The 21,677-nt window shown below is 73.8% G+C and carries 23 protein-coding genes; 9 read left to right on the top strand and 14 right to left on the bottom strand.

Annotation, left to right across the window (positions count from 1 at the left end):
• Positions 1–13 precede the first annotated feature (13 nt).
• Together ACGH7X_RS03145 and ACGH7X_RS03140 are read right to left on the bottom strand one after the other, a co-directional pair.
• Positions 14–769, bottom strand: coding sequence for a dienelactone hydrolase family protein (locus ACGH7X_RS03145; RefSeq protein ID WP_399881347.1), 756 nt, complete (start codon positions 767–769; stop codon positions 14–16).
• Between the two features lie 42 nt (positions 770–811).
• Positions 812–1,432 carry an L-threonylcarbamoyladenylate synthase gene (locus ACGH7X_RS03140; protein ID WP_399881345.1) on the bottom strand — a complete coding sequence of 207 codons (621 nt, stop codon included), beginning with the start codon at positions 1,430–1,432 and terminating at the stop codon, positions 812–814.
• 169 nt (positions 1,433–1,601) lie between these two features.
• On the opposite strand from ACGH7X_RS03140, the gene ACGH7X_RS03135 reads away from it, so the two are divergent.
• Complete coding sequence (locus ACGH7X_RS03135; RefSeq protein ID WP_399881344.1) at positions 1,602–3,131, top strand: helix-turn-helix domain-containing protein; 1,530 nt, start codon at positions 1,602–1,604, stop codon at positions 3,129–3,131.
• 189 nt (positions 3,132–3,320) lie between these two features.
• On the opposite strand, the gene ACGH7X_RS03130 is transcribed toward ACGH7X_RS03135, so the two are convergent.
• Both ACGH7X_RS03130 and ACGH7X_RS03125 read right to left on the bottom strand, forming a co-directional pair.
• A complete protein-coding gene (locus ACGH7X_RS03130; protein ID WP_399881342.1) occupies positions 3,321–4,361 on the bottom strand; it encodes an NAD(P)-dependent alcohol dehydrogenase in 1,041 nt (346 codons plus the stop codon).
• 87 nt (positions 4,362–4,448) lie between these two features.
• A complete protein-coding gene (locus ACGH7X_RS03125) occupies positions 4,449–5,318 on the bottom strand; it encodes a fructosamine kinase family protein (RefSeq protein WP_399881340.1) in 870 nt (289 codons plus the stop codon).
• Between the two features lie 134 nt (positions 5,319–5,452).
• On the opposite strand from ACGH7X_RS03125, the gene ACGH7X_RS03120 reads away from it, so the two are divergent.
• Together ACGH7X_RS03120 and ACGH7X_RS03115 are read left to right on the top strand one after the other, a co-directional pair.
• Positions 5,453–5,776 carry a hypothetical protein gene (locus ACGH7X_RS03120; RefSeq protein ID WP_217169227.1) on the top strand — a complete coding sequence of 108 codons (324 nt, stop codon included), beginning with the start codon at positions 5,453–5,455 and terminating at the stop codon, positions 5,774–5,776.
• A 102-nt stretch (positions 5,777–5,878) separates the two neighbouring features.
• The gene (locus ACGH7X_RS03115) at positions 5,879–6,652 is read left to right on the top strand and encodes a maleylpyruvate isomerase family mycothiol-dependent enzyme (RefSeq protein ID WP_399881338.1); all 774 of its coding nucleotides are present in this window, start codon (positions 5,879–5,881) and stop codon (positions 6,650–6,652) included.
• Positions 6,653–6,710: 58 nt separating this feature from the next.
• Here ACGH7X_RS03115 and ACGH7X_RS03110 read toward each other — a convergent pair whose 3' ends face one another.
• The 4 genes from ACGH7X_RS03110 to ACGH7X_RS03095 all read right to left on the bottom strand — a co-directional run bounded on the left by ACGH7X_RS03110 (position 6,711) and on the right by ACGH7X_RS03095 (position 11,867).
• The gene (locus tag ACGH7X_RS03110) at positions 6,711–8,069 is read right to left on the bottom strand and encodes an SLC13 family permease (protein ID WP_399896739.1); all 1,359 of its coding nucleotides are present in this window, start codon (positions 8,067–8,069) and stop codon (positions 6,711–6,713) included.
• A gap of 134 nt (positions 8,070–8,203) precedes the next feature.
• Positions 8,204–8,737 carry a DoxX family protein gene (locus ACGH7X_RS03105; RefSeq protein ID WP_399881336.1) on the bottom strand — a complete coding sequence of 178 codons (534 nt, stop codon included), beginning with the start codon at positions 8,735–8,737 and terminating at the stop codon, positions 8,204–8,206.
• A gap of 152 nt (positions 8,738–8,889) precedes the next feature.
• Positions 8,890–9,381: a hypothetical protein gene (locus ACGH7X_RS03100; RefSeq protein WP_399881334.1), complete on the bottom strand. Its 492-nt coding sequence runs from the start codon at positions 9,379–9,381 to the stop codon at positions 8,890–8,892.
• Complete coding sequence (locus ACGH7X_RS03095; RefSeq protein ID WP_399881332.1) at positions 9,378–11,867, bottom strand: molybdopterin-dependent oxidoreductase; 2,490 nt, start codon at positions 11,865–11,867, stop codon at positions 9,378–9,380. The genes ACGH7X_RS03100 and ACGH7X_RS03095 overlap by 4 nt, the downstream gene beginning before the upstream one ends.
• A 109-nt stretch (positions 11,868–11,976) precedes the next feature.
• On the opposite strand from ACGH7X_RS03095, the gene ACGH7X_RS03090 reads away from it, so the two are divergent.
• A complete protein-coding gene (locus ACGH7X_RS03090; RefSeq protein ID WP_399881330.1) occupies positions 11,977–12,615 on the top strand; it encodes a GNAT family N-acetyltransferase in 639 nt (212 codons plus the stop codon).
• Positions 12,616–12,654: 39 nt separating this feature from the next.
• Here ACGH7X_RS03090 and ACGH7X_RS03085 read toward each other — a convergent pair whose 3' ends face one another.
• From ACGH7X_RS03085 to ACGH7X_RS03075, 3 genes are read right to left on the bottom strand one after another with little or no spacing between them, the layout of a single operon-like run.
• Positions 12,655–13,380 (bottom strand): metallophosphoesterase, encoded by a 726-nt coding sequence (locus ACGH7X_RS03085; RefSeq protein WP_399881328.1) that lies wholly within the window; start codon positions 13,378–13,380, stop codon positions 12,655–12,657.
• Positions 13,380–13,676, bottom strand: a complete 297-nt coding sequence (locus tag ACGH7X_RS03080) for a BON domain-containing protein (RefSeq protein WP_399881327.1) — start codon at positions 13,674–13,676, stop codon at positions 13,380–13,382. The genes ACGH7X_RS03085 and ACGH7X_RS03080 overlap by 1 nt, the downstream gene beginning before the upstream one ends.
• The gene (locus ACGH7X_RS03075; RefSeq protein WP_399881325.1) at positions 13,673–14,425 is read right to left on the bottom strand and encodes a nucleotidyltransferase family protein; all 753 of its coding nucleotides are present in this window, start codon (positions 14,423–14,425) and stop codon (positions 13,673–13,675) included. The genes ACGH7X_RS03080 and ACGH7X_RS03075 overlap by 4 nt, the downstream gene beginning before the upstream one ends.
• A gap of 149 nt (positions 14,426–14,574) precedes the next feature.
• On the opposite strand from ACGH7X_RS03075, the gene ACGH7X_RS03070 reads away from it, so the two are divergent.
• Complete coding sequence (locus ACGH7X_RS03070) at positions 14,575–14,886, top strand: hypothetical protein (protein WP_399881323.1); 312 nt, start codon at positions 14,575–14,577, stop codon at positions 14,884–14,886.
• A 207-nt stretch (positions 14,887–15,093) separates the two neighbouring features.
• Here the strand turns inward: ACGH7X_RS03070 and ACGH7X_RS03065 are convergent, their stop codons facing one another.
• Positions 15,094–16,413 carry a PP2C family protein-serine/threonine phosphatase gene (locus ACGH7X_RS03065; protein ID WP_399881321.1) on the bottom strand — a complete coding sequence of 440 codons (1,320 nt, stop codon included), beginning with the start codon at positions 16,411–16,413 and terminating at the stop codon, positions 15,094–15,096.
• Positions 16,414–16,448: 35 nt separating this feature from the next.
• On the opposite strand from ACGH7X_RS03065, the gene ACGH7X_RS03060 reads away from it, so the two are divergent.
• Positions 16,449–16,862, top strand: a complete 414-nt coding sequence (locus ACGH7X_RS03060) for an SRPBCC family protein (protein WP_399881319.1) — start codon at positions 16,449–16,451, stop codon at positions 16,860–16,862.
• 119 nt (positions 16,863–16,981) lie between these two features.
• Positions 16,982–17,599: a hypothetical protein gene (locus ACGH7X_RS03055; protein WP_399881317.1), complete on the top strand. Its 618-nt coding sequence runs from the start codon at positions 16,982–16,984 to the stop codon at positions 17,597–17,599.
• A gap of 55 nt (positions 17,600–17,654) precedes the next feature.
• Here ACGH7X_RS03055 and ACGH7X_RS03050 read toward each other — a convergent pair whose 3' ends face one another.
• Positions 17,655–18,029 (bottom strand): peptidase M23, encoded by a 375-nt coding sequence (locus ACGH7X_RS03050; protein ID WP_399881315.1) that lies wholly within the window; start codon positions 18,027–18,029, stop codon positions 17,655–17,657.
• A 75-nt stretch (positions 18,030–18,104) separates the two neighbouring features.
• Positions 18,105–18,479, bottom strand: coding sequence for an SH3 domain-containing protein (locus tag ACGH7X_RS03045; RefSeq protein ID WP_399881313.1), 375 nt, complete (start codon positions 18,477–18,479; stop codon positions 18,105–18,107).
• A 1,236-nt stretch (positions 18,480–19,715) separates the two neighbouring features.
• Here ACGH7X_RS03045 and ACGH7X_RS03040 point away from each other — a divergent pair.
• Both ACGH7X_RS03040 and ACGH7X_RS03035 read left to right on the top strand, forming a co-directional pair.
• Complete coding sequence (locus ACGH7X_RS03040) at positions 19,716–21,074, top strand: cation:proton antiporter (RefSeq protein ID WP_399881311.1); 1,359 nt, start codon at positions 19,716–19,718, stop codon at positions 21,072–21,074.
• A gap of 115 nt (positions 21,075–21,189) precedes the next feature.
• Complete coding sequence (locus tag ACGH7X_RS03035; protein WP_399881309.1) at positions 21,190–21,633, top strand: hypothetical protein; 444 nt, start codon at positions 21,190–21,192, stop codon at positions 21,631–21,633.
• Positions 21,634–21,677: the final 44 nt, after the last annotated feature.

The following is a 21,677-nucleotide window of genomic DNA, read 5'->3' as shown; positions in this document are numbered from 1 at the left end:
GGGGCGGCAGCGGTCAGAACGTCCGCTTCAGGAGGTCGAGCAGCGCCGTCCAGTGCCGCTCGGTGGCCTCCGGGTCGTACGCCGCGGTGTCGGCCTGCGTGTAGCCGTGGTGGGCGCCGGCGTACACCTCGCAGCGATGCCGGACACCGGCCTCCGTCAGGGCCGCCACCAGGCGCTCCTGCTGCTCGGCGGGCATGCCCGGGTCCCGGTCCGCGTGGGCGAAGTACACCTCGGCCGTGATGTGCCCGGCCACCAGGTGCGGACTGTCCGGATCCCCGGTCGCCAGGTTCCCGCCGTGGAACCCGGCCACCGCGGCGACCCGGTCGGGATAGGTGCCGGCGGTGCGCAGGGCCAGCGCGGCGCCCATGCAGTAGCCGGTCACCGCGACCGGGCCGTCGGCCGCCTGCGGAGCCCCGGCCAGCCACTGAAGGTAGGCGTCCGCGTCCCGCATCGCCCGGTCGGGCGTCAGCGACCGCATGATCGGGCCGAGCCGCTGGAAGATCTCCGGACGCTCCTTGGGGTCGATGAATTCGGGCAGCTCCACGACCGGCGCGCGTCCGCTGCGGTAGAAGACGTTCGGCACCAGGACGGTGTAGCCGGCACCCGCCAGCCGGTCGGCCATCGCCCGCAGTCGCGGGCGCAGCCCGAAGGCGTCCATGTGGAGCAGGACGGCGGGATGCGGGCTCCCGTCGCCCGGGTGGGCCAGGTAGGCGTCGGCGGTGCCGTCGTCGGTGGGTATGTCGACGACGCTCGTCTGTACGGCGGTCATTGCGGGGCTGTGCCTTTCTGTCGGGTTCTCGCGAACGGTCTGCTACTCGAACCGTGTCGTGTCGCCCGCCCCCTGCCGCACGATCTCCGCCTCGCCGCCGGAGAAGTCGACGACCGTGGTCGGCTCGGTGCCGCAGTCCCCGGAGTCGATGACCGCGTCCAGCACGTGGTCGAGCCGGTCCTTGATCTCCCAGCCCTGGGTCATCGGCTCCTCCTCGCCGGGCAGCAGCAGTGTGCTGGACAGCAGCGGTTCGCCGAGTTCGGCGAGCAGGGCCTGGGTGACGACGTGGTCGGGGATGCGCACGCCCACGGTCTTCTTCTTCGGATGCTGGAGCATGCGCGGCACCTCCCTCGTCGCCGGCAGGATGAAGGTGTAACTGCCGGGGGTCGAGGCCTTGATCGCCCGGAACACGTCGTTGTCGATCTGGACGAACCGACCGAGCTGCGCGAAGTCCTGGCAGACCAGCGTGAAGTGGTGCCGGCTGTCCAGTTGCCGGATCGACCTGATGCGGTCGATGCCGTCGCGGCTGCCCAGCCGGCAGCCCAGCGCGTAGCAGGAGTCCGTCGGGTACGCGATCAGCGCGTCGGAGCGGATGCTGTCGGCGACCTGGGCGATGCTGCGCGGCTGGGGGTTGTCGGGGTGCACGTCGAAGTACTTCGCCATTCACCGAGCTTATGCCCGTTCGCGCGCCCCGGCCGCCAGGCCCGGTCGGTGGCCCCGCGCGGTCGCTGCCCGGACCGTCGTGCCCGTCGCAGGGGTGGCGCGCACAGGGGCATGGGGTAACGTCCCCGGCCTGGGCCGGGGTCGAGGCGAGAACGAGGAGAGAGCCGACGTGGCGGGCCGAGAGGACGACAGGCGGCAGCGGACATCCGGGGCCGGTGAGCAGGCGGGATGGGCGGAGGAACTGCTCGAGCACCTGCGGCCGGCCGGGCGCGACCTGAACCGGGTGGTGGCCTGGCTCGCCGGCACCGCGCACGCCGCCGTCTCGTTGCAGGACGCCGCCGGTCACCTGCTGGCCGGCACCCACACCCCGCTCGACGAGGGCCTGGTAGCCGACATCACCTCCGGCCGGATCGCCTCCGCCGCACTGGAGGCCCGGGGCCGCCATCTGCGGATCGTGCGCGTGGAGCGGTCCCACCCGGCGCCGGCCGCCGTCCTCGCGGTGACGCGCGAGAGGCCCTTCGACCGGCGCGCCTCCGACATCGTCACGCACGCCGCCCAGGTGGTGGAGCTGCTGCTGGCCGGCCACGAGTCGACCGCGGCCGGACACCGGCTGCGCCGGGCCACCTCCGACCTGCGCCTGGCCATTCTGCAGCTGCTGATGGTGGAGGACACCGTCTCCGCCCGCCGGGTGGCCGCCGGTCTCTGGCCGGGCCTGCTCGACACCGACACGGCGTGCGTGTACGTCGTGGAGGGCAGCCCCGCCGAACGCGACCGCCTCGCCGAGGAGTGCCTGTCGGTGACGGGGGAACGGGCGCTGGTCGTGCGGTGCCCGGCGATGGACGGGCACGTGATCGTGCTCGCCCCGCGCGACACGGCCGGGCAGGAGCTGCGCTCACTCGTCGGCGCCCGCTCCGGCGTGTTCGTCGGCGGCAGTGCCCGGCAGGCCCTCGCCCGCACCGCCGCCGCGTACGGACAGGCCGTCAGCGCCCTGGCCGTGGCCCGGTTCCGCCCGGAGAAGGCGGCCCTGTACGCCGAGCGGACCCGCCCCGAGCGGCTGATGGACCCGGCGGCGCTGCACGACTGGACGGCCCACGTGCTGAGCCCGCTCGACACCCTGTCGCACCACACCCGCGCCGAACTGCTCGCCACCACCCGGCTCGGCCTGGAGTTCACCGCCGTCAACACCGCGAAGGTCCTCGGGGTCAGCCGCAACACGGTCCGCGCCCGGATGGACCGGGTCGAGGGGCTGCTGCGCACGGACTTCGCCGATCTGACCGTCCGGGCCGCCGTCCACCTCGCGCTGAACGCCCAGATCGGCCTCGCCGAACTCCCGGCGGGCGCCGGCCCGCGGCCCGGTGCCGCCCGCCTCACCGACCTGCTGTCCGGACCCGCGCTGCGCACCTGGGCCGTCAGCCTGCTCGGCCGCCTCGACCCGGACGGCCGGGACCTGCGGCGCACCCTGCGCACCTGGATCGCCGTCGGCGGCAACGCCGAGCGTGCCGCCCAGCGGCTCGGGATGCACGCCCAGACCGTCCGTGAGCACGTCCGCAGCGCGGAGCCCGTCCTCGAACGCCAGCTGCTCGCCGCCGGCGGCGACCTGTACGAGGTCGTGCTGGCCCACCTGGTGGCCGGCGACCTCGACCAGCCGCACCTGCACGGGACGAATCCGGGCCATCCGGACTCACCTGTGCACGGGTGAGTCATTACGGGCCGGTAGCGGGCATCGGCACGATTCACAACGGCGGAGCGGTCCACGTAGGTTCGACGGGCCGTGGGGACGGGACCGGAACGGGGGACCGGTCGCGCCCCCGCGGCAGTTTCGCCGTCCGGGTGCGCGAGCCCGGCTCGTCGGCGTCGGCCGTGGCGGGCGGGTGCGGGAGGCGGCCGGTCAGCCGTGGGGCAGGATCACCGCGCGGCCGTCGACCTTGCCCTCGTGCAGCCGCTCGTAGGCGAGCGGCGCGTCGTCCAGGGAGTACGTCTCGGTGTGCACCGACACGGCACCGGAGCGGGCCAGGTCCAGCACCTCGATCAGTTCGCCGCGGCTGCCCCAGTACGGGGCGCTGACCGAGACCTCGAAGGGCAGCAGGCCGAACCCGACGGGCAGCGATCCGCCCCCGATCCCGACCAGCGTGACATCGCCCTCGACGGCGGCGACGGCTCCGGCGGTCTTCACGGTGGGTGCCACGCCGACGAAGTCGAACACGGCCTCGGCGCCGAGCCCGCCGGTGATCTCGCGCACCGCGTCCGCGGCCCGCGCGTCCGAGAGCACCGCCTCGTGCGCGCCCACCTCGCGGGCGAGGCGCAGCTTCTCCTCGCTGACGTCCAGGGCGACCACCCGGGCGGAGGTCAGGGCGCGCAGCAGCTGGATGGCCACGTGTCCGAGGCCGCCGGTGCCGATGACCACCGCGGTCGAGCCGGGGACCAGCTTCGGCAGCGACCGCTTGATCGCGTGGTACGGCGTCAGCCCGGCGTCGGTGAGCGGCACCGCGGCGACCGGGTCGAGACCGCCCAGCGGGACCAGGTGCCGCGGGTCGTCGACGAGCAGGTACTCCGCCATCGAGCCCGGACGGCCGAGCCCCGGCGGGCGGATCCCCAGCGCGTCGGCGCGCGGGCAGTAGTTCTCCTTGCCCTCCGCGCACTTGGCGCAGGTGCCGCAGCCCCAGGGCCCGTACACCGCGACCGCGTCGCCCTCGGCGAGCCCGGTCACACCGGCGCCGAGCGCGGCCACGGTGCCGACGCCCTCATGGCCGAGGGTGAGCGGCAGCTCGTACGGGAAGCCCTCGGCGGGCCAGCCCATCACCGCGATGTCGGAGTGGCAGACGCCGGCGGCCGTCACCTTCAACAGCACCTGTCCGGGCCCGGGTTCCGGGTCGGGAACCGTGACCACCTCGGGCGGGGCGCCGATGGTGCGGTACTGCAGTGCCTTCATGATCGAACTCCTTTGCTCTCTCCCGGTTTGCTCTCCCCCCGGGCGGGCGACCGGTCGTCACACGGCGGTGTGTCGGTGTGCCGATGCTCATCCCGCGTGCCGCAGCGCCGCCCGTGCTGTCGAGAGGGCCTGCTCGGCGTAGCCGCGCCCGAACAGCACGGCGTGCACCAGCAGCGGGAAGAGCTGGTGCACGCCGACGCGCTCCGTCCAGCCGTCGGCGAGCGGCGCCGCCTCGTCGTAGGACGCGAGGATCCGGTCCAGGTGCGGGCAGCCGAAGAGGCGCAGCATCGCCAGGTCGGTCTCCCGGTGGCCGCCGTGTGCGGCCGGGTCGATCAGGTGGACGTGCCCGTCGGCGCCCCACAGCACGTTGCCGTTCCACAGGTCTCCGTGCAGCCGGGCCGGCGGCTCCGCGGGCCCCGCCAGCTCGGGCAGCCGCTCGCAGACCCGCTCGACGTCGGCCGCCTCGGCCGCCCGGACGGTGCCGGCGTCGACCGCGCGGCGCAGATACGGCAGTACCCGGTGCTCGGCGTACCAGCGCGGCCAGTCGTCCCCGGTGACGTTGCGCATCGGGGCGAGCCCGATGTAGGCCTCCTCGGGCCCACCGGGCGGCGCGGTACCGAACGCGGGCGCCCCGGCGGCGTGCAACGCGGCCAGGTCCCGTCCGAACCGGGCCGCCGCCCGAGCCCGCGCGGGCCCCTGCACCACCCGGTCGGTGACCAGCAGGCGTTCGTCCACGCCGTGCACCGCCGGGATCCGCACCGTGCCCGTGCCGGCCAGCCAGCGCAGCCCGGCGGCCTCGGCCCGCGTCGCCCCGGCGCCGTCCGCGGCCTTGACCATCACCGTACGGCCGTCGTCGAGGGTGACTTCGGTGAGCGATCCGGACAGCGGGCGCTCACCGGTCACCGCCCGGCCGGTGAACCGGGCCGCGGCGGTCGAGGACGAGCCGGCGGGGTACATGGCCACGAGCCTAGGACCGCATCGCGGCCGACCGGAGTCGCGCCGCGGCCGAACCGCGGTCGGCTGCCGCCGACCCGGTGAAAAACGCCCGGTACGGCGATCGAACACCCCGGGCGCGGGGGAGCAGTGGGACTATGACCAGTTCAGCATTCCATCGCACCATCACCCTGCCCGCCCCCGTGTGCCGACAGGCGGCACAGCACCTCGAACAGGCCGTGCACAAGGCCATCGACGGTGCGGCCACGCCCTGGCGCGCCTTCCGCGGGGCCGACGGCGACGACTTCGCGTTCTCGGTCCCGGTCGTCGAGCAGGCCGCGGGCTGTCTGCTGGTGCTGGCCGCCGAGAGTGCCCAGAGCCTGCGGCCCTCCGCGCTGCGCGCCCTGATCACCGTCGCCCTGCACCTGCGGGACGCGGCCGAAGCGGTCCGCCGCCCCGTGATCCCCAGCGGAGCCTGGTGAGCGCGGACGGTGCGCGAGGGCGCGGGGACGTGGGGACGCGGGGGCGCTGAGAGCAGGGAAAACTGGGTGCCCCCGCCCTGAACGTGTGTTTGGCTCGGCGGCATGGAGTTCACCCGCTTCCTCGACTGTCTCGCGGCCGACCACGACCGCCTGCGGGACGTCGTCGGGACCGACGCCCACGCCCCCGTGCCGACCTGCCCCGGCTGGACGGTCGCCGATCTGACCCGCCACGTCGGCGAGGTCTACCTGCACAAGGCCGCCGCCATGCGCGACGGTGCCGAGCCCGAGCCCTGGCCGCCGAAGGAGTTCGCCGACCGGGCGCCGACGGCGCTGCTCGACCAGGGGTACACCGCGCTGCGCGCCGAGTTCGCCACCCGCCCTCCCGGGGACCGGGCCGGCACCTGGTACGGCCCCGACCAGAGCGTCGGCTTCTGGATCCGGCGGATGGCCCAGGAGACCGTCGTCCACCGCATCGACGCCGAGCTCGCCACGGGCCGGCCTGTCTCCCCCGTACCGGACGACCTCGCCGTCGACGGGGTCGACGAACTGCTCAAGGTCTTCGCCGCGTACTCCGTGGCCGAGTGGGGCGACTACTTCACCGAGATCCTCGACGGCTCGCCGGGGCGTACGTTCCTGGTGCGGGCCGGTGACGACGCGGCGTGGCGGGTGCGGACCGGACCGGGCGAGTTCACCGTCACGGACGGCGCGGGCGACGGCACGGCCGACGTGACACTGAGCGGCCCCGCGGAGGCCGTGCTGCGGCTGCTCTGGAACCGGGCGGGCGCGGACGGGGACGGGGACGGCGCAGTGACGGTCGAGGGCGCTCCGGAGGCCGTGGAGGAACTGAGGCGCTGCCTCGTCGTGGCGACCCAGTGAGGGGTCGCCCCGGTGAGTGTGGCGCCCCGGCGCCCGGCACCCGACGGCGTCGCGGGCGTCAGGTGCCGATGAGGCGCAGCGCCCCCCACAGGGCCACCGTGGACGCGGCGACCGTGGCCGGCACGGTGAGCAGTCCCAGCAGGGTGAACCGGCGGAGCTCCACCTCGATGCCGTGCCGGTGCAGGATGCGCCGCCAGAGCAGGGTCGCCAGCGAACCCACGTAGGTCAGGTTCGGCCCCAGGTTCACGCCGATCAGCACCGCGAGGACCTGGCCCGGTCCGGCGGGCGCGGCCAGGGGGAGCAGGGCGAGTACGGCGGGCAGGTTGTTGACGACGTTGGCCAGCACCGCGGCCACCGCCGCCACTGCGAGCAGCGCCGGCAGCGAGCCCCCGTTCGGCAGCAGCCGCCCGAGCCCCGTGGCCGGGCCGCCCGCCACCACACCCTCCACCACGATGCCGAGGGCCAGTACGAACAGGCAGAACAGCGGTGAAGCGGCTCCCACCATCTCCCGGGGCGTGACATGGCGCCGGGCCAGCGCCCGCAGACCGAGCACCAGGACGCCGCCGAGCGCCGCCCACGCGGGGTCGACGCCGGCCGGCGAGGCCACGGCGAACCCGGCCAGGGTGAAGGCCACCACGACCACGGTGAATCGGGGCACCGCGGGCGCGGGCGGTACGGCCGGCCGGGCACCGGGGTCGCCCGGCGTCTTCGCGGGCGCGGAACCGGCCGGCGGGGGAGCGAGGCGCGGGCCGACGGGCACGGGGCCGACGCGCGCGGGGCCGACGGATATCGGCTCGGCCAGGTCCGCGCGGAAGAAGCGGCGGAACACCGCGTACTCGACGGCGATCGCGGCCAGCCAGGGAAGTGCCATCAGCGCGGCGAAACGGGTGAACGACAGCCCACTGGCCGTGAACGCCAGCAGGTTGGTCAGGTTGGAGACCGGCAGGAGCAGCGAGGCGGAGTTCGCCAGATGCGCCGTCGCGTACACGTGCGGGCGTGCCCGGGCGCCGGCCCGGGACGCGGTGGCGAGGACCACCGGGGTGAGCAGGACGGCGGTGGCGTCCAGACTGAGCACGGCCGTGACCGCGCAGGCCACGGCGAACACCCCGGCCAGCAGCCGGCGCGGACTTCCCCCGCACCGGCGGGCCACGGCCGCGCCGACCGCCTCGAACAGACCCTCCTTCGCGCACAGGTACGCCAGCATCAGCACCAGTGCGAGGAAGGCGACGACCGGGAGCAGCGTGCGCGTCTGCTCCCACGCCTCGTGCGGGCCGACCGCGCCGAACGCCACGAGCAGCACGGCGGCGGGCACGGCGGCCACCGCCTCCGGCAGCCCCCGGGGGCGCAGCACGGCGAAGGCCAGGACGCCCAGCAGCAGGAGGACGGGGACGGCCTCGGAGAGGACGGCGCTACTCAGGACTTCTCCTCCACCCCGGTGAACCGGGCGGGAACCCGGCGATCGACAAACGCCGCCCAGCGTCGCACCTCTGGGTAAGAACGGGACTCACGGCCGTGACGGCCGCGGCCGGGCCGCGTGTGTCCGACCCCGGTTCAGACACACATCCTGGCCCGGACACCGCCCGCACGTACCGCGGGGCGGGCCGCGGCCCGGACCGAGCGGTGCACCAGGTGGGCGTCGTGCCGCAGGTCCTGGGCGGCGTGCCGGCCGCGCCACAGCAACGAGGGCGCGCTGCCCGTGTCGTCGGCCGCGATCAGCAGCCCGCCCAGCATGGACAGGTTCTTCAGGAAGTGGGCGCGCTGCTGGGCGCGGTCGGACGGGTCCTCCGACTCCCAGTACCGGTGTGCCGCGAGCGTGGTGGGGACCAGCGTCGCCGCGAGGGCCAGCGCGGCCAGCCGCGGGCAGCGGCCGAGCCCGAGCATGACCCCGCCCACCACGTGCACGGCGCCGTTGAGCCGTACGAGTTGCTCGGTGCGGTCCGGCAGCAACGGCACGCGGTCCGTCACCGGCCGCACGATCGGCTCGGCCGCCGGGGCCACGTCCTCGGGCCTGCGCAGCGACTGAAGTCCGCCCGCGACGAACATCGAGGCGAGCATCGGGCGGCCGGCCAAACGCAGAAGACTCATGACGCTGTCTCGCTCTCTCCAAGGGTGTCAGGTGGATCACCAACGGTGTGGTGCCTACGGGGATCATCAGGTGCCCGAACCGGCCCGCGCCATTCGGGGCCCGGTGCGGCACCGATGCGCGCCGATACCGCACCGGGCGGGGAACGCGCAGGTCACAAGCTGGTGAGGAGCTGCGGCGCCAAGTTCTTGATCATGGTGTTGGTCCAGCGCATCTGGCGCAGTGTCCGCGGGTGACAGGAGGAGGCGAGCGCCAGCAGCTCGCTGTCCCCCGACGCCTGGGCGGCCTGGGCCAGCATCTCCCAGTGCAGTGAGTTCTCCACCGCGGCCAGGTGCAGTTCCCGCAGGTCGCGCAGGAGCAGCAGGCCCGGCTCCGGCCGGTGCGCCACCGCCTCGGACGCCTTCTCACGCAGCGTCGCGAGAACACCGTCGGACGGGTGGTCCGGCGGGTCGCCCAGCTTCAGGTCGTGGTGTGCGGCGACGTCCGCGAGCCTGCGGACGTGTTCGCGGGACCAGACCGCGAGGTCGGCGGCCACGTGGTGGACCTCGTGCTCGGCGCGGTGCCGCTCGGCGACGGCCACCAGGTCGTGCGCCAGGTGCCGCTCGCCGCGGTGCAGTGTGCGCAGGGTCAGGGTGATGCCGTTCACCGGGCACCTTCCTCACGGCCGTGCGGGAACGCGGCGGGCTCCTGCGTCGTGTGTGCCGCCGCTCCGCCCGCGGTGGGCCGGGCCGCGCCGGCGGCGGCCGGTGCCGACGCGGTGGTGGTCGGTGCCGGGGACGGCCGGCCTTCGCCGCGCTCCACGAGGGTGAGCGCGGCCGTCGCGGTCTTGAACAGCGGCTGCTTGGAGGCCGGGTCCCAGTCGGTGACGATCGTCTCGTTCGCGGCCCGGCCGGGAGTGTCCGGGCCCGGTCCCGACCCGCCCTCGGTGTCCCAGTAGCCGTAGTGGAAGGGGACGAACAGCAGCCCCGTCCGGATGCCGGTCACGCGCAGCCGCCCGCGCAGGGAGCCGCGCCTGCCGGCGACCTCGACCAGGTCGCCCTCGGCGAGGCCGAGCCGCTCCGCGTCCCCGGTGGAGATCTCCACCCACACGTCCGGGGCGGCGTCGTTGAGCTGGGGCGCCCGCCCGGTCTTCGTGCGGGTGTGGAACTGGTAGATCGTCCGGCCCGTGGTGAGCTGGAACGGGTACCTCTCGTCCGGCTCCTCGTGCGGCGGCAGATAGTCGGCGGCCTTCAGCATCGCCCTGCCGTCGGGATTGAGGGAGCGGTACTCCACGACCTCCTGCGACGCCCCGGTCTCCAGGTCCTTGCCGTAGCTCTCGCACAGGTCCGGGTGGGCCCAGTCGATGCCGTCCGGGTAGAGCCGCGCGGTGCCCTCGGGTGTCCGCTCGCCGCAGGGCCACTGGATGCCGCCGGCGTCGCGCAGCCTGGCGTAGGACAGGCCGGTGTAGTCGCAGGGGCGGCCCGCGCTGCACCGCTTCCACGCCTCGAAGGCCGACTCGGGGTCGTCCCAGGTGATCAGCGGGCCGCCGTCCTTGTCCCGGAAGTCCATACGCCGCGCGTAGTCCAGGAAGATGTCCAGGTCCGGCTTGGCCTCGCCGGGCGGTTCCACCGCCTTTTGGGACAGGTGCACCGTGCGGTCCGCGTTGGTGAGCGCACCGGTCTTCTCGCCCCAGGTCGCGGCGGGCAGCACCACGTCGGCCAGTTGCGCCGTCTCCGTCAGGAACAGGTCCTGCACCACCGTGAACAGCCGGTCCTGCGTCAGGATCGAGCGGATACGGGACAGTTCGGGCATCGAGACGGCGGGGTTGGTGCCGCTGATCCACAGCATCCGCAGCGAGCCCTGTTCGGCGTAACGGAAGATCTGCATCGCGTGGGTCGGCGGCGCGAAGTGCGGGATGGTCTGCGGCTCGACGTTCCACACCTTGGCGAGGTCGGCGACATGGGCGTCGTTCTGCCAGTTGCGAAAGGCCGGCAGGTCGCCGTTGGCGCCGCACTCGCGGGTGTTCTGCGCGGTGGGCTGGCCGTTCATCTGGAGGAGCCCAGCGCCGGGGCGGCCCAGCATGCCGCGGATCAGGTGCAGGTTGTTGACCTGGACCGCCGCCGCCGTGGCCTGGTGGGACTGGTAGACGCCCTGAAGGACGGTGGAGACCAACGCGTCGGCGGTGCCGACGAGTTCGGCCGCCTCCTCGATCCGGGAGGCCGGGACGTCGCAGATCTCCGCGGCCCACTTGGGCGTGCAGTCGGCGACCCTGGCGGACAGTTCCTCGAAACCGACGGTGTGAGCGGCGATGAAGTCGCGGTCGATCCGCTCGTGCCGGATCGTCTCGTGCAGCAGCGCGTTGAGCAGGGCGACGTTGGTGCCGCCGCGCGGGGCGAGATGTACGGCGGCGTGCTGGGCGACGCGGGTGGGGCGCGGGTCGACGCACAGCAGACGCGGCGGGTCGGCCCCTTCCATGCGGTCGAGCAGCCGCATCCACTGCACGGGCTGGGTCTCGGCGATGTTGTGGCCGAACAGCGCGATCACGTCGGCGTGGTCGAAGTCGTCGTAGCTGCCGGGCTGTCCGTCGCAGCCGAACGTCTCCTTCAGTGCCTCCGCGGCCGTCGACGTGCACAGGCGCGTGTTGCCGTCGAGGTGGTTGGTGCCGATGCCGGCCCGGGCGAGCACGGCGAGCGTGTAGTACTCCTCGAGGAACAGCTGGCCGGAGGTGTAGAAGCCGATCGAGCCGGGCCCGCGCCGGTCGAGCAACTCGCGCGAGCGGGCGGCCACCAGGTCCATCGCCGTGTCCCAGTCCGTCTCCACCAGCCGCCCGTCGCGCCGTACCAGCGGCCGGGTCAGCCGGTCCCGGGAGGCGTTCGCCTGCCACCCGAACAGGTCCTTCGGCCCGAGCCGGCCCCGGTTGACCCGGTCCACGTCCCGGCCCCGCACGCCCACCATCCGGCCGTCGGCCACCGCGATGTCCATGGCGTCGCCGTCGGAGTGCAGGATCGACGCCGACTGCACCCATCGCTGCACCGCCTCGGGCTCCACCCCGTCGGCGAGAAACGTGTCCACCCGGGCCGGCCAGGTCTCGTGCCGCCCGTAGGGCACCCTGCCGCCCCACGGCCACGCGATCCGGTCCGTCGCATCCTCCATCGCCGGCCTCCCGCCAACACCCGTCACACTGCCGGGCGCCGGGTACCCGGACGCCACCGACCGAAGCGACACACTTGTGGGAGCGCTCCCAGGCGGGCAGGATGCTGGGGTGACCCCGACCGCCACCGTACGTCCTTACCGTCCCGCCGACGCCCCGGCCCTCGACGACATCTGCATCCGGACCGCGCACAACGGCCGGGACAGCCGGCCCGTGTACGCCGACCCCGCCGTCCTGCCCGCCATCTTCGCCGCCCCCTACGTCCACCTGGACCCCGACCTGGCCTTCGTGCTGGACGACGGCCGGGGCCGCGCGGTCGGCTACATCCTCGGCACGGCGGACACCGCGCGCTTCGCCGAGGAGTTCCGGGCTAAGTGGCTGCCGCGGGTGGCGGACCGCCATCCGGCGCCGCAGGGCCCGCCCACCACCCCGGACGAGATCATGGCGGGGCTGCTGCACGACCCGGAGCGGATGATCGTCCCCGAACTGGCCCCGTACCCGGCCCACCTGCACATCGACCTGCTGCCCGACTGGCAGGGACGGGGCCACGGCCGGGCGCTGATGCGGACGTTCTGGCGGGCCCTGGGGGACCGCGGAGTACCGGCCGTCCACCTGGTCATGGCGACGGCCAACACACCGGCCAGGGCCTTCTACGACCGGCTGGGCTTCCACGAGATCGCGGCGGCGGGCCTGGACCCCGCGGACGTCACCTGTCTGGGACGCACGACGGACGACACGGACGGATCCTGAGGCACCGGGGCACCGGGCGTGCGGCTCGGCCGCCGGCGCTCAGGCGGCGGTCAGCCCGTAGACGTTGAAGGCCCGGCGGATGACGGGCTGGGCCACATTGCGCACCCGCACCCCGCCCGCCGTCATCCCGTGTTCCGAGCCGAGGTGGGCGTGACCGTGCACGGCGAGGTCGGCGCCGGCCGTGTCGATCGCCTCGGCGAGCAGATAGCTGCCGAGGAACGGGTAGATCTCCAGCGGCTCACCGGCGAGCGTGTCGGCGACGGGGGAGAAGTGGGTGAGGGCGACCCGCACGGCGCAGTCCCGGCCGGCCAGCTCCTCCAGCGCGGTGCGCAGACTGTCCGCCGAGCGCCGGGTGGTGCGGACGAACTCCTTCATCAGCGGCTCGCCGAATTCCCCGGCGCTGCGGCCGACGAAGCCGCCGCCGAAACCCTTGGTCCCGGCGATCCCGACCCTCGCCCCGGCGCACTCCACCACCACCCCCTCGCCCTCCAGGACCGTCACACCGACGTCCTGGAGGAGGCCGGCGACCTTCTCGGGCTGTTCGTCGTGGTGGTCGTGGTTGCCGAGGACCGCCACCACCGGCACCGGCAGGTCGCTCACCTCCCGGGCGACCACCCGCGCCTCCTCGGGGGTGCCGTGCCGGGTGAGGTCCCCGGCGAGCAGCAGCAGGTCGGCACAGTCGGGCAGGGTCTCGAAGGCGGGCCGCAGCAGCCCCTGGCTGTCGGGCCCCATGTGGATGTCCCCGACGGCGGCGACACGGATCATCACAGCTCCTCCGCGTGGTCGGGGCCGGTGTTCTCCGCGACCACGACGTCGGTGTGCACGGTGAGTCCCGCCAGCTCCTCGTGGGTGATCCGCAGCAGCGTCTCGCGGCACTCCGCCGACGGCACCGTGCCGGTGATCGCGACGGCGTCGGCCCGGATCTCGGCCCGCACGCCCAGCTCGCCCAGTTCCTCGGCGGCGAGCCGGTCGTGCAGGTGGGCGACGCGGTACTCGACGTTCTCGGCCGCGGAGGCGACATCGCTCGCCGCGGGCCCCTGGTGTGCGGCGGGATCGCTCATCGCTGCTCCTCCTTCGAGGGGGCGGCAGTGCGTACGGTCGGCGGGTCGACCGGGTGACCGGCCGGGGGGATGATCTCCAGCCGTTCGAGGATGAAGAAGAACGCGGCGGGCATCGGGGCGTCGCCGCAGTCGCGGCGCAGCGCCGCCCAGTCGATCTTCTCGCGCAGGGTGCGGGCGATCGGCAGCACCGCACCGAAGTCGCAGTGGTGCTCCGAGAAGGCCGCGAGCAGACCACGCAGCAGATCGGTCGGGGACAGGACCGGCATCAGCACCGAGTCGACCGACTTGTCCTCGGCCCGTGCCAGCAGCTCCGTGGTGACGGGTTCGTGCGCCAACTCGAAGATGAGGTCGACCTGCTGTCCCAGACAGTCGGCCTTCAGCAGCCAGTCCTCGGGCGGCGTGTAGACCACCAGGCCCGCTTCCCGCAGCGTCGCGGCGACGGCGTCCGCGTCCTCGGGCCGGATGCAGAAGTCGACGTCGTGCTGGAGGTTCTGGGTGCCTCCGTGCGCGTACACGGCCACGCTGCCGGCCAGCGCGAACGGGTGCTCGGCCTTCTTGAGCGTCGAGCCCACCTGCTTGGCGGCCTGGAGGATCGCCTGGTTGCGGTCGAGCGGGAGATCCTCGTGGCGCGCGGCGTCCCGGGGGACGCGGGCGGGGCCGGAGGCGGGCTCGGTGTCCCCCGCGGACGGGCGGAGCTCGGAGACGCCGGCACGCCGGTCGAGAGCGTGGTCGTCGGCGGGCTGCCTCATCGCTGTCCCCTTCCCGGGTCCCGGGCTGTCGCCTTCGGCGGACCGGAGCGGACCGGCCCTCCCCACACGCGGGTACCCGGCGCCGAACCGCCGACACGGCGGGCCGTCGCGGGGGTGGGGCGTGCGGGGATCGCGGGCACTCGGGCGGCATGAGCGACAAGCGGATGCGACAGCGGACCGCCCCCGAGGACCGCCGGACCGTGGAACGGCTGGTGGCGGCGTGGCTGGCGGAGACCGAACGGCACGACACCGAGGCCGCCGGTGAGGCCCGTGCCGGATGGGAGCGCGGCGCCCTTTCCGAACAGGCCGCACAGGATCTGGCCACCTGGGTCACCGCCAGGGTCACCGACACCGGCTTCACCGAGGACGAGGGCCCGTACGTGGCCGGACCCGTCCGGATCACGCCGTCGGACAAGGACACCGTCCACGGCTGGCTGCGCGCGCGGGGGCACGCCGTATGACGGGGTCGCCGACTGCCCGACCGCCGGCCGCTGACTGCCGACTGCCGACTGCCCGACCGCTGACCGCCGATTGCCCGACCGCCGACCGCCGACCGCTGACCGCCCGACTGCCGACCGCTGACTACCGACTCCCGAGCGTCGACCGCTGACCGCCGAAGCGACGTGACGTGGGCGCCGGCACCGGGGCGGTCGCCGGGCCCTTTGGTGTCAGCCGTCGGGCGGCTGCCACTCGAACATCAGAAGGGTCGCGTCGTCCCGCAGCCGGCCCTCCTGCGTGGCCAGGATCGAGTGGATCAGACGGCGCAAGGACTCCGGCGCCAGCTCCCCGCCGGCCGTGGCCCGGATGACGTAGTCGGCGAAGCGTTCGAGGCCCAGCAGCTTCGCCTGCCGGGTCCGCGCCTCCACGACACCGTCGGTGTACATCAGCACCCGGTCGCCGGGCTCCAGCGAGATCTCGTACGTCCGGCGCGACCGGGAGGTGAGCAGGGAGGGCATGCCCATGGGCGGATCGGCGTCGCGCTCCATGGCGTCGATGATCAACCGCTGGTCGCGGATCAGGATGGGCGCGGGATGACCGCAGTTGGCCCAGCGCAGCACCCCGGTGACCAGGTCCAGCTGGGCGATGACCGACGTACAGAACTGGTCCGGGAGCCAGCGGGACAGCGCCTCGTCCACGGTCCGCACGAGATCGGGCAGGTCGGCACCGGTGCGCCGGGCATTGCGACAGGCCGCCAGGGCGACGGTGCTGGTCAGGCCGGAGGCCAGGTCGTGCCCCATGGCGTCCAGGACCGCCACGTGCAGTGTCGTCTCGGTGAGCGCGTGGTCGAAGGCGTCGCCGCCGATCTCGTAGGCGGGTTCCAGCACGGCCGTCGACACGACCTGGCCATTGCCGATGGTGCGCGGCGGCAACAGGGCACGGAGCATCTCGGCGGGCAGTTGCATCCGCTCGGTACGGGTGCGCCGGACGAAGGAGTCCTCGTAGGCCCGCTTGGACGTGATCACCATGGCGAGCAGCGAGGCGAGCGCCCGGCCGCGGGTCAGCGAGGAAGCGGTGAGGGCGGTCTCGTGCACGGCCAGTACGCCGAGCCGCTCCACCCCGTCCAGCAGCGGGAACCAGGCGGTGATGCCGCCGCCCGCCCCGGACTCCTCCACGCGTAGCGACTGAGTGCGGTACGCCCAGCCCGCCAGGGAGCCGTCGACCGGGACCGTCGGCGCCACGGCCGTCTGGGGGACGAGGTGGCGCTGCTGGAGGTCGACGAGGTAGACGACGGCGTGCCGCAGCCCCAGTGCCTTGGCGGAACGAGACGTGGCGGTGCGCAGGTCCAGGGTGAGGTGGGCCGGATCGGCGAGGAACCGCCGCAGCGCCGCGTCGTCCGGGTCCGGCGTCGACACCTCGCCTCCTCTCACCTGGAACCCGCCGCGGGGCAGGGGCCCGTGCGCAGCAGTCTGGCACCGCGTGCCCCGCCCCGCCCGTCGGGCCGGTCCTGCGTGCGGCGCTTCGGTCCCGGCAGACAGGGCACGCGTCACCTCGTACGACCCCGAGCGCCGAGGAGTGGTGCCACATGACCGAGTACGAGCGTTCCCGCACCATGCCCGCCCAGCCCGAGCAGGTCTTCGACCAGGCCGCCAACGTGGGGCAGCTGGAGACCTGGCTGCCCCGCGACCTGCACGTCGAGCCGGAGGAGCCGCCCGCCGTCACCGTGCACGAGGACCGCACCGACCAGGACACCGCGGCGCTGCTGAGCGCCCGGCCCGAGCAGATGCGGCTCGAGTGGGGCACCCGCGAGCAGGGCAGCTACGCCGGCTGGCTCCAGGTCGCCGGACTCGACAGCGGGGCCAGCGAGGTGACGGTGCACCTGTCGTTCTTCGACGACAGCCACGACCCGGGGCAGCCTGCGGTCGCCGACGCCCTCGACGGCAGCCTGCGGCGCCTGGAGGAGCAGGTGCGGATGCGCACCGACAACGCGGCCGGCTGACGAGGGCAACCCATGGCGGTTCTGCCGGGTCGTAACAGGAAAGCCCGAGCGACACCGCTCGAACCGCTCGAACCGGTCGATCGATCCGGTCGATCCGGTCGAACCGACATGGGGGAAACATGTACGTCCGTGACCGAGGGGTCCGTGCCGCCGTGACCGCGCTGGCGGCCGGTGCCGCGCTCGCCGTCGCCGCCGTCCCCGGGACGGCGGCGACGCCGGACTCCGGGACGCCCGCCTTCCTGGAGCCGGCCGAACTGCCGCCGCACCGCACCTCCGACTGGTACGCCGGACCGGTCGCCGCCGGGCAGCCGGACCCACTGCCGATGTGTGTGGGCGACGCGCTGCCGTCCACCGCCACCCACCGCCGGTACTGGACCGAGTACGACACCGGCGCCCTCCAGGTCACGGTCGTCGAGCGGAGCACGCAGCGGGCCAAGCGGTTCGCCGCCCTGCTGCGCGAGAAACTCGACGACTGCGCGCGCACGGTGATGGAGCAGTACCCCGACATCACCGCCACGCAGAAGTACTACGGCCGGCTGGACGTCGAGGAGGGCGCCCACGTCTACGGCGTCCACACGGTCGCCGAGTGGGGCGCCTCGGACATCGGCCTGTTCTCGGTCGGCCGGGACGGCAGGACCGTCACCGTCGTCCAGTGGGGGCAGATGGGCACCTTCGAGCGCGCGCAGGTGGCCGACTTCAGGCACACCACGGTCACGGCGGTGGACAAGCTGTACTGAACGCGCGGGGGCGGACCGGTGACCCGGCCCGCCCCCGTACGTGCTCGGGTGCCCGTCAGCAGTCCGGAACGCCGGCGATCTTCTCGCCGCCCCTCAGGTACAGGTTGTTGACCCAGGCGATGTCACTGCCCGAGAACTCCTGCACGGCCGTCCACCAGTTGTTGCCGCCGACGGCCGGGTCGTTCACGTACTGCCCCTGCTTCTGGCAGACGGCGTCCAGCCAGTACGTGGAGCGGACCGCGAGGACGTTGGAGTCGGTGGTGGGCTGCTGGCGCAGGTTGACGTCCGTGGCCCAGATGTAGACGTCGGTGAGGGCCGGGTCCCCGCCGCTCGGCGCGGCCGGGGCGGCCTGGGCCGTGGTGGCGAGCGCCCCGACCGCGAGCGCGGCCGCGGCCAGCGCGGTGACGGAGTGGCGCGTCATTCGCTTCATGTGTGTTTCCCCCATGTGGTTGAGGGACCGGCGGCGCGGCCGGTCCCGATGGTCCGGCCGGTGGCCGGATCCGGGTCAGCAGCGCGCCGAGGCGGGCAGGTCGCCGTACTCGTCGCCCTTGAGGTAGACGGCGCTGACGTAGCCCTCGACGAGCTTCACCCAGACGTTGTTGGTGTAGCCGTGGTCGCTGATGGTCTCGCCCCGGGTCCAGCAGTAGGCCCCGCGCGGCTGGCCCGCCGCGACGGAGCCGACCTTGTCGTAGGAACGGGCCGGCCCGGAACGGACGTTGACGGTCTCGTACGGCTCGACCGCGTACGGCGCGGCCAGCACGTGCTCGGCGCCGCGGCCGCCGTCGGAGACCGCGGCGGCGGTCGTCGCGGTGAGCGGTCCGAGCAGCGCGAGTGCCCCTGCCCCGATGAGCGCGACCCTGGTGAACGGGCGAACGGTCATGTGGTGATTCCCCCTGTACCGATGATGCCGCCGGGTGGAACCCGGCCTGCACCCAGCACTCTAGGGACGACCGGGCCGTCGGTGTCCCTGACAAATGTCAGGGCGCCCGCGGGCCCCGGGGCCGACCCGGTACGGCGGTACGCCCGAGGGCACGTCGGAACGCCCCTCCGGTGAACGCACGCGGCCCCGGCCGCCTGCGTCGACGACACGTCACGTGACCACCCGCGCAGGGCCGGTTGGCTGATCGTTTGCAGCCGTCCGGGTGTGCGGCCGCCCCGGGCGGCCGAAGCGGCCGTCACCCGAATGGCCCCCGCACGCTACTGGTCACGGCCGAACCGGTGTCTCCTGGAGTGTGTCAGCGGCGTCCAGGCTGGGAGGCCGATCATGTACGAAATGTGCGTGGGCCCGGAGAAGGCGGGCGGAGCGTTGGTGTGGCACGTGTTGGCCAAACAGGCCGCGGCCACACTGTGCGGACAGCAGCTCCGCGAGCGTATTGAGGCATCCGACGGTGAACGGGCGCGTCACTGCCCGGACTGCATGGCTTCCTTCGAGAAGTTGATGGCAACCACACCGTGCTGACGGACCGTCCGCAAGCCGTCCGCCCCGCCGCCTTCCGCGGCGGGGCGGAAGGCGGCGGGGCCGGCCCGACTCCTGACCGCGCCGTCCCCGACGATCACCCGGTTGGTGCAGTGTCATGGCGCGGAGCCGGGGCATTCGCCGGTCGTGCCCCGGCGCGCGCAGTCCTCCCGCGCCCGGGGCGGCAGGGCGCGCCGCGGCCGGGATCCCCGAGTCGGCCGCGGCGCATCCTTCTTGCCCCAACGACCGCCGTGGCTGGTGGGCCCTCTGGTGGGTGTCGGCCACCGGATCATTTGGGTGTCGTCCCCGATGGCAGCGCGATGGACCGGCATGTGACCGTGGACCGACGCCGCGCTCCGGGGGGCCTTTTCGGGGGCCGGGGGACATCGCGGGCCGGCTCCGGCCGGCCCGTTCGAGGGCGTTTCCGTGTGGTTCGTTCCGGGTGTGCCGTGCGCACCCCGAGTGCCGGGGCGGCCCCCGTGGCCGTCGTGGCGTACCGCCGCGGGCGCGGCCCGGGTCCGGGGGCGGTGTCACGGCGCCGGCGCCTTGGGCGGCGTACGACCGTCCGACCGATGACGCACCACAGATGAAGGAGAACCCGCATCCATCCACGTCAAGTGAAGCCCTCCCGACCCTCCGCGCGGTCGAAGGCGGTGACCCGTGGGACACGCTGACACCCTGCTCGCCATGGGCGGTGCCTTCGTGGCCGCGGCGCTCCTCGCCCGCCTCGGCGGCAGGATCGGACTTCCTACGATTCCCCTGTTCATGCTCGCCGGCATCCTCCTCGGTCCCCACACACCGGGCTTCGTCCTGGTCGAGGACGCACACGACTTCGAGATGCTCTCCGCGCTCGGACTGGTGCTACTGCTCTTCTACCTGGGCCTGGAGTTCCACCTCGACGACCTCAAGAGCGGCGGCAGACGGCTGCTCAACGCCGGTGGCATCTATCTGCTCCTGAACGTCGGCGCCGGGCTCGGCTTCGGGTTCGTCCTCGGGTGGGGCGTGCGCGAGGCGCTGGTGCTGGCGGGGGTGCTCGGCATCTCCTCCTCCGCGATCGTCACCAAGATCCTCATCGACCTGGGCCGGATCGGCCGCCCGGAGACCCGGCTGATCCTCGGTGTGATCGTCGTGGAGGACATCTTCCTCGCGCTGTACCTGGCCGCCCTGCAGCCGATCATCTCGGGCGCGCACGGCGTGGCCGAGATGGCCCTGCAGGCCGGGAAGGCCTTCGGTTTCCTGCTGGTACTGGCCGCCGCGGCCCGCTACGGAACCCGGCTCGTCGGACGCCTGATCGAGACGCGGGACAACGAACTGCTCGTCATCAGTTTCCTCGGCGCCGCGGTGCTCGTCGCCGGTGTCTCCGAAGTCCTGGGCGTCGCCGACGCCATCGGCGCCTTCATGGTCGGCCTGATCCTCGCCGGCACCCCGTCGGGGCCACGGATCCGCGAGTTGGTGCACCCGCTCCGTGACGCCTTCGCGGCCATCTTCTTCTTCGCCTTCGGACTCGCCATCGACCCGGGCGACATCGCCTCCGTCGCCGGTCCGGTCGCCGCCGCGGCGGCGCTGACCGTCGTCATGAACGTCATCGCCGGACTGTGCGTCGCCCGGGTGTACCACTACGGTTCCGAACCCGCCGCGGAGATCGCCACCACCCTGGTCGCCCGCGGGGAGTTCGCGCTGATCCTGGCCGCCATGGCCGCGGGCGCCGGACTCGACCCGCGGCTCGCCCCCTTCATCGCCGGATACGTGCTCGTCCTCGCCGTCCTCGGCCCGATCGTCGCGGGACGCGCCTACGTACTCGCCGCCGCGCTGCGAGCCGCCGGCCGGCTGCTGCCCGGGACGGAGCCGCCGGTCGCCGTGCGGGGAGGCGGGACCGGCGAGGACGCGGAGGCGGACAGTCCGTCGGCTTCGGCTTCGGCTTCGGCTTCGGCTTCGGCGTCGATGTCGGTTGCGGCCCGGGCGTCGTCCTCGGTCTCGTCCTCGGCCGCGTCCTCGGAGCGCGCGGAGGCCGAGCGCTAGGACGCGGGACGGGAACGGCCGCACGACGCGGCGGTGCCCGGTGGGACAATCTGCCCGCAGGGTCGCCGTCCGACGCCGTGGTCGGACGCGTCCGGGACCGGAAGGAGCCGTCAGCATGATCGAGTGGGTGCCCCTGGGCAGCGGAGCCAGACCCGTTCCCCGGCCGGTCGCGGCCCCCCTGGTGTGGGCGGGGGCCTTCGGCGGCGCCCTGTTCCTGGTGGCCCTCGTCAACGGCACCGTGGGCGTGGGCCGTCCCGGGCTCGCCCTCGTCGCGCTCTCCCTGCTGGCGGCACTGCTCGGGCTCTGCGCCCGGTTCACGGCCGCGCCCGGCACGGCCGTCCTGTGCTGGCTGTCCCTCAACGGCTTCGCCATACCGCCGGCCGGCACGCTCACGTGGGCCGGCCGGCGGGACGCGGTCTGGCTCGCCTGTCTGCTCGGCGCGGCCCTCGTCGGCACGGCGCTGGCCCGCCTGGTCCACGCGCGCGCCGCCTATCGCCGGCTGACCACGGCGACGGGCCTCGACGCGCCGGAACCGGGCGCCGGCACCGGCGACGTCTGAGCCGCGGAAGGCGTGGGGGTGCGGGGGTGCGGGGGCCGCTCCGA

The sequence above is a fragment of the Streptomyces sp. BBFR51 genome (assembly GCF_044591655.1).
Lineage (GTDB): Bacteria > Actinomycetota > Actinomycetes > Streptomycetales > Streptomycetaceae > Streptomyces.
Note: the sequence above shows the minus strand (reverse complement) of the source record. Positions and strands in the feature narration are given on the sequence as shown.

Coding starts and splice junctions, on each gene's coding strand:
- ACGH7X_RS03145 (WP_399881347.1), bottom strand. CDS start 769: ATGACCGCCGTACAGACGAGCGTCGTCGACATACCCACCGACGACGGC.
- ACGH7X_RS03140 (WP_399881345.1), bottom strand. CDS start 1,432: ATGGCGAAGTACTTCGACGTGCACCCCGACAACCCCCAGCCGCGCAGC.
- ACGH7X_RS03130 (WP_399881342.1), bottom strand. CDS start 4,361: ATGAAGGCACTGCAGTACCGCACCATCGGCGCCCCGCCCGAGGTGGTC.
- ACGH7X_RS03125 (WP_399881340.1), bottom strand. CDS start 5,318: ATGTACCCCGCCGGCTCGTCCTCGACCGCCGCGGCCCGGTTCACCGGC.
- ACGH7X_RS03120 (WP_217169227.1), top strand. CDS start 5,453: ATGACCAGTTCAGCATTCCATCGCACCATCACCCTGCCCGCCCCCGTG.
- ACGH7X_RS03115 (WP_399881338.1), top strand. CDS start 5,879: ATGGAGTTCACCCGCTTCCTCGACTGTCTCGCGGCCGACCACGACCGC.
- ACGH7X_RS03105 (WP_399881336.1), bottom strand. CDS start 8,737: ATGAGTCTTCTGCGTTTGGCCGGCCGCCCGATGCTCGCCTCGATGTTC.
- ACGH7X_RS03095 (WP_399881332.1), bottom strand. CDS start 11,867: ATGGAGGATGCGACGGACCGGATCGCGTGGCCGTGGGGCGGCAGGGTG.
- ACGH7X_RS03085 (WP_399881328.1), bottom strand. CDS start 13,380: ATGATCCGTGTCGCCGCCGTCGGGGACATCCACATGGGGCCCGACAGC.
- ACGH7X_RS03080 (WP_399881327.1), bottom strand. CDS start 13,676: ATGAGCGATCCCGCCGCACACCAGGGGCCCGCGGCGAGCGATGTCGCC.
- ACGH7X_RS03075 (WP_399881325.1), bottom strand. CDS start 14,425: ATGAGGCAGCCCGCCGACGACCACGCTCTCGACCGGCGTGCCGGCGTC.
- ACGH7X_RS03070 (WP_399881323.1), top strand. CDS start 14,575: ATGAGCGACAAGCGGATGCGACAGCGGACCGCCCCCGAGGACCGCCGG.
- ACGH7X_RS03060 (WP_399881319.1), top strand. CDS start 16,449: ATGACCGAGTACGAGCGTTCCCGCACCATGCCCGCCCAGCCCGAGCAG.
- ACGH7X_RS03055 (WP_399881317.1), top strand. CDS start 16,982: ATGTACGTCCGTGACCGAGGGGTCCGTGCCGCCGTGACCGCGCTGGCG.
- ACGH7X_RS03050 (WP_399881315.1), bottom strand. CDS start 18,029: ATGAAGCGAATGACGCGCCACTCCGTCACCGCGCTGGCCGCGGCCGCG.
- ACGH7X_RS03045 (WP_399881313.1), bottom strand. CDS start 18,479: ATGACCGTTCGCCCGTTCACCAGGGTCGCGCTCATCGGGGCAGGGGCA.
- ACGH7X_RS03035 (WP_399881309.1), top strand. CDS start 21,190: ATGATCGAGTGGGTGCCCCTGGGCAGCGGAGCCAGACCCGTTCCCCGG.